The sequence below is a fragment of the Streptomyces sp. genome (genome assembly GCF_031181555.1).
Taxonomy (GTDB): domain Bacteria; phylum Actinomycetota; class Actinomycetes; order Streptomycetales; family Streptomycetaceae; genus Streptomyces; species Streptomyces fimbriatus.
Genome location: NZ_JAPSKQ010000221.1, coordinates 1 through 8,601 on the forward strand (window position 1 = coordinate 1; position 8,601 = coordinate 8,601).

The 8,601-nt window shown below is 74.8% G+C and carries 3 protein-coding genes; 1 reads left to right on the top strand and 2 read right to left on the bottom strand.

The annotated features are described in order from the left end of the window. Positions 1-9: 9 nt before the first annotated feature. Positions 10-528 carry an RNA polymerase sigma factor gene (locus RIM90_RS28775; protein WP_190003486.1) on the bottom strand — a complete coding sequence of 173 codons (519 nt, stop codon included), beginning with the start codon at positions 526-528 and terminating at the stop codon, positions 10-12. Between the two features lie 62 nt (positions 529-590). Then, a complete protein-coding gene (locus RIM90_RS28780) occupies positions 591-1,895 on the bottom strand; it encodes a condensation domain-containing protein (protein ID WP_309063680.1) in 1,305 nt (434 codons plus the stop codon). A gap of 471 nt (positions 1,896-2,366) precedes the next feature. On the opposite strand from RIM90_RS28780, the gene RIM90_RS28785 reads away from it, so the two are divergent. Next, a partial coding sequence (locus tag RIM90_RS28785) for a non-ribosomal peptide synthetase (protein WP_309063681.1) occupies positions 2,367-8,601 on the top strand: 6,235 nt, incomplete at its 3' end.

The following is an 8,601-nucleotide window of genomic DNA, read 5'->3' on the forward strand; positions in this document are numbered from 1 at the left end:
GCGCCGGCGTCACGCCGCCGAGGGCTGCCACGCCTCCTGGAACCGGCGGCGGGCCCGGAACAGACGCGAGCGGACGGTGCCCACGGGCAGCGCGAGCACCTCGGCCATCTCCTCCTCGTTCAGCCCGTAGGCGCGCAGGGTGAGGACCTGCCGGTGCGCCTGGGACAGCCGCTCCAGCACGTCACTGATGTACACCGCGTCCAGGGGATTGGTCTCCTCCTGCGAGTCCACCTCGGAGCAGCAGCTCTCCGCGCCGTAGCGCCTGGCGGTGCGGATGGCCTCGCGGACCGTCACCGAGCGCACCCAGCCGTAGAACGCCGCCGGTTCGCGCAGGGAACCCAGGCCGCGGTAGACGGCGAGCAGTGCCTCCTGCGTGGCGTCGGCACCGTCGTCGTGGGTGATGGACCTGCAGATGCGCGCAACGTAGGGCGTGATGGCGGTCAGCAGGTGGTTCATCGCGTGCTCGTCGCCGGCCTGGGCCCGGGGGAGCAGCGTCAGGGGGGAGGGCAGTTCGCTGACGGTCGTCATGGCGGACAGAAGTTCCTTACACAGCCGGGCGGGCGGGGGTCGGAGGGGCGAACGGGCGGTGCTCAGCCGGTGGCGTGGGCGAGAGCCGGTTCCACCGGGTCCGTGAAACGCAGCAGCCCGGCGCGCACGTCGTCGCGGAACGCCCGCATGAAGGACGGGCTGTAACAGGCGGTGGAGTGCGGGAACTCGATGGAGAGCCGGCCCTCGAAGGAGACCACGCACGCCATGACGGGGCTGCGTCCCGCCTGCGGGAAGTAGTGTTCGCGGGCCGGAACGAGGCGCACGTCGGCCGCCCGCAGCCCGTCCGGCAGCCGCGGACCGGGGACCACGCCCATGTTCGTGGCGATCACCGTGGCCAGTTGCAGCGCGGGATTGCGGGGGATCTCCGGCGTGATGCGCATCTCGTGGAAGTGGTCGCCGCGGGCCAGGAAGTCGCCCAGCCGGGTGTGCACGGCACGGGCCAGCTCCAGCGGCTCGGAACGCGCGGCCACGTCCAGGGTCTGCAGGTGGGTGGTGACCGCGGGGACCAGGTCGGAGGCGGGCACCGGCGGGGTGAGCCGCGCACGCAGGTCGACGGGGGAGAGGCAGCCGAGCGTGCGTGCCCCGTCGTCCCCGGCCAGGCGCCGCCGGGCCGCCGTCAGCAGCGTCGCGGCGATCAGGGCGTGCACGGAGACACCCGAGGCGCGCGCCGTACCGCGCAGCCGGGAGGTGAGGTCCGCGTCCAGGGTCAGCCGGCGGACCTCGATGTGCCCGTCCGGGTCGCCACCCTCATCGCCCGCGGTGTCGTACGGGACCAGCTCGACCGGGTGGCGCCGTATCTCCTCCAGCCGGCCGTCGAGGTACTTCGCCGTGTCGGCCTCGTCGGCCGGAGGCAGCAACCGGCTCACGGGCTCGGGCCAGCGCGGGAGTTCCGAAGCGGCAGTGCCGTCGGTGGTGCCTTCGACCAGCGCCCGGTAGCGGTCCCACAGCGCGTTGTGCACCGCGATGCTGCTGTGGCCGTCGGTGATGGTGTGGTCGATCACCAGCACGAACAGGTGGCTCCGGCCGTCCGGCGCGCTGACCAGCACGGCACGGCTCAGCGGGCCGCCGACCGGCAGCGGCCTGTTCAGCTCCGCCGCGTAGGCCTCCTCCTCGTCGCCGGTCCGGGTGATCAGCCGGGGCCGCTCGTCCGCGCCGAGAACCCGCAACACGTGCCCGCCGCCGTCCTGTTCGATGCGCGAGCGCAGCGGCGGGTTCGCCTCCGTCAGGGCGTCGAACGCGGCGGACAGCGCCGCGAGGTCCACCGGTCCACGCAGGGTGCAGGACAGCACGGCCCTGCTTCTCTGGCCCACGTAGAGCGTCTCGACCGGACACAGCACACGGTGCATGCCGTCAGCCTTCTTTCCGTCGTTCGTTCCGGAAATCCACGGCCCCGGGACACAACTGCCACCGCGGCGGTCCGCGGGGAGGTCGGGGGCCTTTCGAGAGTGCACGGCCGACCGCGGCCGAATCCAGCCGAGGGCCCGGCGCGCGGTGAAGTCGCGTGATTTCCCTAGAAGTTGCGTCCCGGCGCGCACTCCCCGGCACCCCGAACTTCAGGGAAACCCCTGAACCGGTGCCCCGGGAGCCGGTTCACCTTGACCCCGCCGGTGCCGGTGCAGCACCGTGCTGTGCCGTGAAACCGGGTCAGGTGACGTGATCCCCCTGACCTCGGTGTGCGGTCCCTTTCCCCGCCCCGTGGGCAGGCGGCCCGGCGCGCAGCCACACGCGCGGGCGGCACGGGGGTGGCCGCACCCGTCCGATCCGGCCGGGCCTTCGCCGTCCGGGACATCTACGGCTTGCCACGTAAGGGTTGCGCTATGTCACTCCAGGAGGACGCACGTCGACCGCTGTCCGGAGCCCAGGAGGGCCTCTGGTACGCCGGACGGCTCGCACCGGACAGTGCCGCGTACAACACCGCGGAGGCCGTGGAGATCCACGGACCCCTCGACACCGCCCTGTTCGAGACCGCGCTGCGGCGCGTCGTCGCCGAGGCCGACACCTTCGCCCTGCGTTTCGCCGACACCGACGACGGCCCCCGCTGCCACCCCGCACCGGACGCGGACGACTGGCCCCTCCACCGGGTCGACGTCAGCGGCGCCGGGGACCCCGAGGCCGCCGCGTGGGAGCACGTCCGCACCGACCTCGCGACCCCCGTCGACCTGGAGAAGGGCCCCCTCTTCGCGCACACCCTGCTGACCCTGGCGCCCGACCGCCACCTCTGGCTGCTGAGGGCACATCACCTGCTCCTGGACGGCTACAGCTACAAGCTCCTCGGGCGCCGCCTGGCCGACACCTACAACGCCCTGGCCGAGGGGCGGGAACCGGAGCCCAGCGCCTTCGCACCGGTGAGCCGGCTCCAGGAGGAGGAGGCGGCCTACCTCGCCTCCGAGCGGCACGCCCAAGACCGTGACCACTGGGCGCGGCGCCTGGCCGACCTGCCCGAGCCCGCCCGGCTCACCTCCCGCACGGCGGCCCCCACGGCGCCCTTCCTGCGCCGCACCGCCGAACTGACGCCCGCCGAGACCGAAGCGCTCGACGCCGCGGCGGCCCGCCTCGGTGTCCGGCGCACCGACCTGCTCACCGCCGCGACCGCCGCCTACCTGCACCGGATGACCGGCGTCGAAGACCTGGTGCTGGGCCTGGCCACGATGAGCCGCCTCGGCAGCGCCGCCCTGCGCACCCCGGGCACCGCCTCCGACGTCCTCCCGCTGCGCGTGGCAGCCACCCCCGGCACGCCCGTCGCGGAGCTGGTCCGAGCCGTCGCCGGTGAACTGACGGCCCTGCGCCGCCACCAGCGCTACCGGGGCGAGTTCCTCCGCCGCGACCTGGGCCTGCTGGGCACCGGGCACCGGCTGTACGGACCGGTGCTCAACATCGTCCCGTTCGACGAGTCCCCGGTCTTCGCCGGACACCCCACCACCTGGCACCACCTGTCCGGCGGAGCCGTCGACGACTTCCAGATCTCGGTGCGTCCCGGACCCTGCGGCGGCGGCCTGTGGCTGGCCTTCGACGCCAATCCCGCCCTGTACGGGGAGGACGAACTCGCCCTGCACCGCGAGAGGTTCCTCGCGGTGCTGCACCGGCTGGCCGCGGCCGAACCGGTGACGCCGCTGGGCGACCTGGACGTCCTGCTGCCGGGTGAACACCCCCGCGACACGCCCGTCCGCACCTTCCCGGCCGAGCGGACCCTCACGGAACTGTTCGAGGCACAGGTGGCGGCCGGGCCCGAGCGCACGGCCGTCAGCCACGGGCACGAACGGCTCACGTACGCCGCGCTCAACACCGAGGCAAACCGGCTCGCCCGGCTGCTGACCGCGCACGGCGCGGGGCCCGGCCGGGTCGTGGCGCTCGCCCTGGAACGCGGCCTGCGGCTGCTGCCCGCCCTGCTGGCCGTCCTCAAGACCGGCGCCGCCTACCTGCCCCTGGACCCCGGCCAGCCGGCCGAGCGGCTGCGGCTCGTCGTCGAGGACGCGGCCCCCGTGGTGCTGGTCACCGAGCAGGCCCACGCCCACCTCGCCCACGACGCCGTCCCCGCCGTGCTGCTGGACGACCCGCAGGTGACCGCGGACCTCGCCCGCCGCTCCGGCGCCGACCTGACCGACGCCGAACGGCACGGCCCGGCCGGCCCGTCCGACACCGCCTACATCATCCACACCTCCGGCTCCACCGGCCGCCCCAAGGGCGTACCCGTGCCGCACGCCAACGTCGTACGGCTCTTCGCCGCTGCGGCCGAGCACTTCGACTTCCGTGCCGACGACGTGTGGACGCTGTTCCACTCCTACGCCTTCGACTTCTCCGTGTGGGAGATCTGGGGCGCCCTGCTGCACGGCGGCCGGCTCGTCGTCGTGCCCTACGCCGTCAGCCGCTCGCCGCGCGAGTTCCTGGACCTGCTGCACCGGGAGGGCGTCACCGTCCTCAACCAGACGCCGTCCGCGTTCGAGCAGCTCGTCGACGCCGACGCGGAACACGGGGGCGATGCCGGGGCGTTGCGCTACGTCGTCTTCGGCGGGGAGGCCCTGCACCCGGCGCGGCTGCGCCCCTGGACCGAACGGCACGGCCTGGACCGCCCGGCGCTGGTGAACATGTACGGCATCACCGAGACCACCGTGCACGTCACCCACCACCGGCTCACCGCGGCCGACCTGGACGACCCGCGCCGTGCCGGCGCCATCGGCACTCCGCTCGCCGACCTCCGGGTCCACCTGCTGGACGCCGCGGGACGCCCGGTGCCGCCCGGCGCGACCGGCGAGATGTACGTCTCCGGCGCCGGTGTCGCCACCGGCTACCTGCACCGCCCCGAGCTGACCGCCGAACGCTTCCTCGACGACCCCTACGGCCCGCCCGGCACCCGCATGTACCGCTCGGGCGACCTGGCCCGGCGCCGCCCCGACGGCACCCTCGACTACCTCGGCCGCGCCGACGCCCAGATACAGCTGCGCGGCTTCCGCGTCGAACCCGGCGAGATCGAGGCCGTCCTCGCCGCCCATCCGGGTGTCACCCGCGCCGCCGTCGTGCCCCGCCACGCCGGCAACGGCGCCCTGCACCTCGTCGCCTACACCGTCCCCTCCGGCGACGACGCGCCCGTGAGCCCCGCCGACCTGCGCGCCTACGCCGCCGCCCACCTGCCCGAGCACATGGTCCCCGCCGCCTGCGTCCCGGTGGAGACCCTGCCGCTGACCGCGAACGGCAAGCTCGACGTCCAGGCCCTGCCCGACCCCGACTTCACCGCCGCCGCGTCCGGCACCCGCCCCGCCACACCCGAACAGACCTTGGTATGTGCCCTGTTCGAGGACGTGCTGCAGCTGCCGCGGGACTCCGTGGGGGTGGACGCCGGCTTCTTCGACCTGGGCGGCGACTCCCTGCTCGCCACCAGACTGCTGGCCCGTCTGCGGCACGAGACCGGCGCGGAGATCCCCATCACCGCCCTGTTCGAGACGCCGACCCCGGCGGCGCTCGCACGGCGGCTCGCCGTACGGGCGCACGATGCCCCGCCCTGGCCGGTCCTCGGCGACGCCGCGCACCCCCAGCGGGTGCCGCTGTCCTTCGCGCAGGAACGCATGTGGTTCCTGCACCGGCTCGACGAGGGCGCGGCCACCTACCACATCCCGCTCCTCGTCCCCGTCGGGCCGGAGCTGGACGCCGAGGCGCTCGACGCGGCCCTCGGCGACCTGGCCGACCGGCACGAGAGTCTGCGCACGGTGATCGCCGAGCACGACGGAGTGCCCTACCAGCGCATCCTGGCGCCGGGAGAGCTGCGCCCGGTGCTGCGGCGGATCGACTGCCCGGCCGCGGAGGCCGCCGCCCATGTCACCGCCGCGCTGCGGCGCCGCTTCGACCTGACCGCCGAAAGCCCCCTCGCGGCCTGGCTGCTGGGCAGCGGCACCGAGCGGGTCCTGCTGTTCGTGCTGCACCACGCCGCCGCCGACGGCTGGTCGCTCGGCCCCTTCGCCGCCGACCTGTCCGCCGCCTACGCGTCCCGCCGCCAGGGGCGGGCACCCGACTGGACCCCGCCGACGGTGCAGTACGCCGACTACGCACTGTGGCAGCGCGCCCTGCTGGCCCCCGGACCGGACGGCCCCGGCCGGCTGGAACGGCTCACCGCCCACTGGCGCACCGTGCTGGACGGCCTGCCCGAGGAGTGCACCCTGCCCGGCGACCGGCCGCGGCCCACCGCGCCGCGCGGCGGCGGCGCGCACGTCGAACTCGCCGTCGACCCCGCCCTGCACCGTGCTCTGCTGCGCCTCGCCGACCGTGAGGGCGCCAGCCTGTTCATGGTGCTGCACGCCGCCGTCAGCGCCCTGCTCACCCGCTGCGGCGCCGGCGAGGACATCGTCCTCGGCACCCCCGTGGCGGGCCGCACCGAACCCGGCCTCGACCCCCTGATCGGCCTGATCGCCAACACCCTGGTGCTGCGCGCCGACACCTCCGGCGACCCCGCCTTCCGGGACCTCCTCGCCCGGCTGCGCACCGCCGACCTGGCCGCCCTGGACCACCAGGACCTGCCCTTCGACCGGCTGGTGGAGGACCTCAACCCGCCCCGCACGCCCGGCCGTCACCCCCTGTTCCAGGTGATGCTCGCCCTGCAGAACAACAGGCCGGCCGTCCTCGAACTCGACGGCACCCGCACCGAGTTGCGGCCCACCGCCACCGGCACCGCCAAGTTCGACCTCTTCGTGGACGTCCTGGAGCGCCACGGCCCCGAGGGCACCCCCGACGGCCTGACGCTGCACGTCGAGTACGCCACCGACCTCTACGACGCCGGCACCGCCGAGGCGTTCGCCCGCGCGCTGCACGACGTCCTGAGCACGGTGAGCGCCGACCCCGGGACCCGCCTCGGGGACCTGCCCGCGCTCCCCGAGCGCACCCCCGCCCCGGCCGCGGCCGATCCCGCCGTCCTGGAGGACGCGGCCCTGTCCGTGCCCGGCATCCGCGGCGCCCACGCCCTGCCCGGCGGTGGCGACGCCCCGTCGCGCCTGTACGTGGTGCCCGGGCGGTCCGACGCCGCCGAACGCGTCGAGGAGTTCCTGGACCGCGCGGGCCACGGCTCCGTCCGCGTCACGGCGGTCAACGCCCTGCCCCGGGCCGAGGACGGCACCGTCGACAGCGCGGCACTGCGCGCGCTGCCCGCCGTCGACGCGACCGCGGCCCGGACCTGGCGGGAGCGGCTCGCCCAGCTGCCCGGCGTCACCACGGTCGACGTGTCGGTGGAGAACGCCCCCGAGGAACTGGACCGCCGCCACACCGGACTGCCCGACCGCTCCGCCGAAGCCGCCCCCGCCGCCCGCAGCGCGGAAGCCTCCGGCGTTCCGGCCGTCAGCGAAGGCCCCGCCCTCGCCGAGCCGTCCGTGCCGAGCTGGGTCGAGGCCCTGCGCCGTGCCGCCGCGCGGGACCGGGGCGACATCGTCCACGTCCACGCCGACGGCAGCGAGCACCGGCGCACCTACGCGTCCCTCGTCCCCGAAGCCTCCCGCGTCCTGGCCGGACTGCGCCGGGCCGGACTGCGCCCGGGCGACCAGGTCATCCTCCAGTGCGACGTCACCGAGGACTTCCTCGCCGCGCTGTGGGGCTGCGTCCTCGGCGGCTTCGTCGCCGTCCCGCTGACCGTCCCCGCCTCCTACGACACCCCCTCCGCGGCGCTGACCAAGCTGGAGGGCATCTGGCGGATGCTCGGCCGCCCCTGGATCGTGTGCTCCGCCGGCCGCGAGGCCGGTCTGCGCGCGGTCGCCGCCCGGCAGGACTGGCCCGGGCCGCGCATCACCACCGCCGACGCCCTGCGCGAGGCCCCCGAGGACCACGACTGGCACCCCGCCGAACCGGACGACCTCCTGCTGATGCTCATGACGTCCGGCAGCACCGGCCTGCCCAAGGCGGTGCGCCTCACCCACCGCAACGTGCTGACCCGCTCGGCCGCCACCGAGCAGATGAACGGCCTCGGCGCCGACGACGTCTCCCTCAACTGGATCCCGCTCGACCACGTCACCGGCGTGGTGATGTTCCACCTGCGCGACGTGTACCTCGGCTGCCGCCAGATCCACGCCCCCACCTCCTGGATCCTGCAGGACCCGCTGCGCTGGATGGACCTCGCCGACCGGCACCGGGTCACCGTCACCTGGGCGCCCAACTTCGCCTTCGGACTCCTCGCCGAACAGGCCCACCGCTTCACCGGCCGCGCCTGGGACCTGTCGCCGATGCGGCTGGTCATGAACGCCGGTGAGGTCGTCGTCGCCTCCGCCGCCCGCGCGTTCCTGCACACACTCGAGGCCTTCGGCCTGCCGCAGGACGTGATGCACCCCGGCTGGGGCATGTCCGAGACCTGCTCCGTGGTCACCGACGCCGTCCTGCCCGCCGAACCCGTGCCGGGCGAAGGGACGTTCGTCAGCTGCGGCCGGCCCTACCCGGGGTTCGCCATGCGGATCGTCGACGAACAGGGCACGGTCCTCACCGAGGGCGAGGCGGGCCGCTTCCAGGTCCGCGGCACCTCGGTGACCGGCGGCTACCACGACAACCCGGCGGCCAACGCCGAGGCGTTCACCGACGACGGCTGGTTCGACA

Coding starts and splice junctions, on each gene's coding strand:
- RIM90_RS28775 (WP_190003486.1), bottom strand. CDS start 528: ATGACGACCGTCAGCGAACTGCCCTCCCCCCTGACGCTGCTCCCCCGG.
- RIM90_RS28780 (WP_309063680.1), bottom strand. CDS start 1,895: ATGCACCGTGTGCTGTGTCCGGTCGAGACGCTCTACGTGGGCCAGAGA.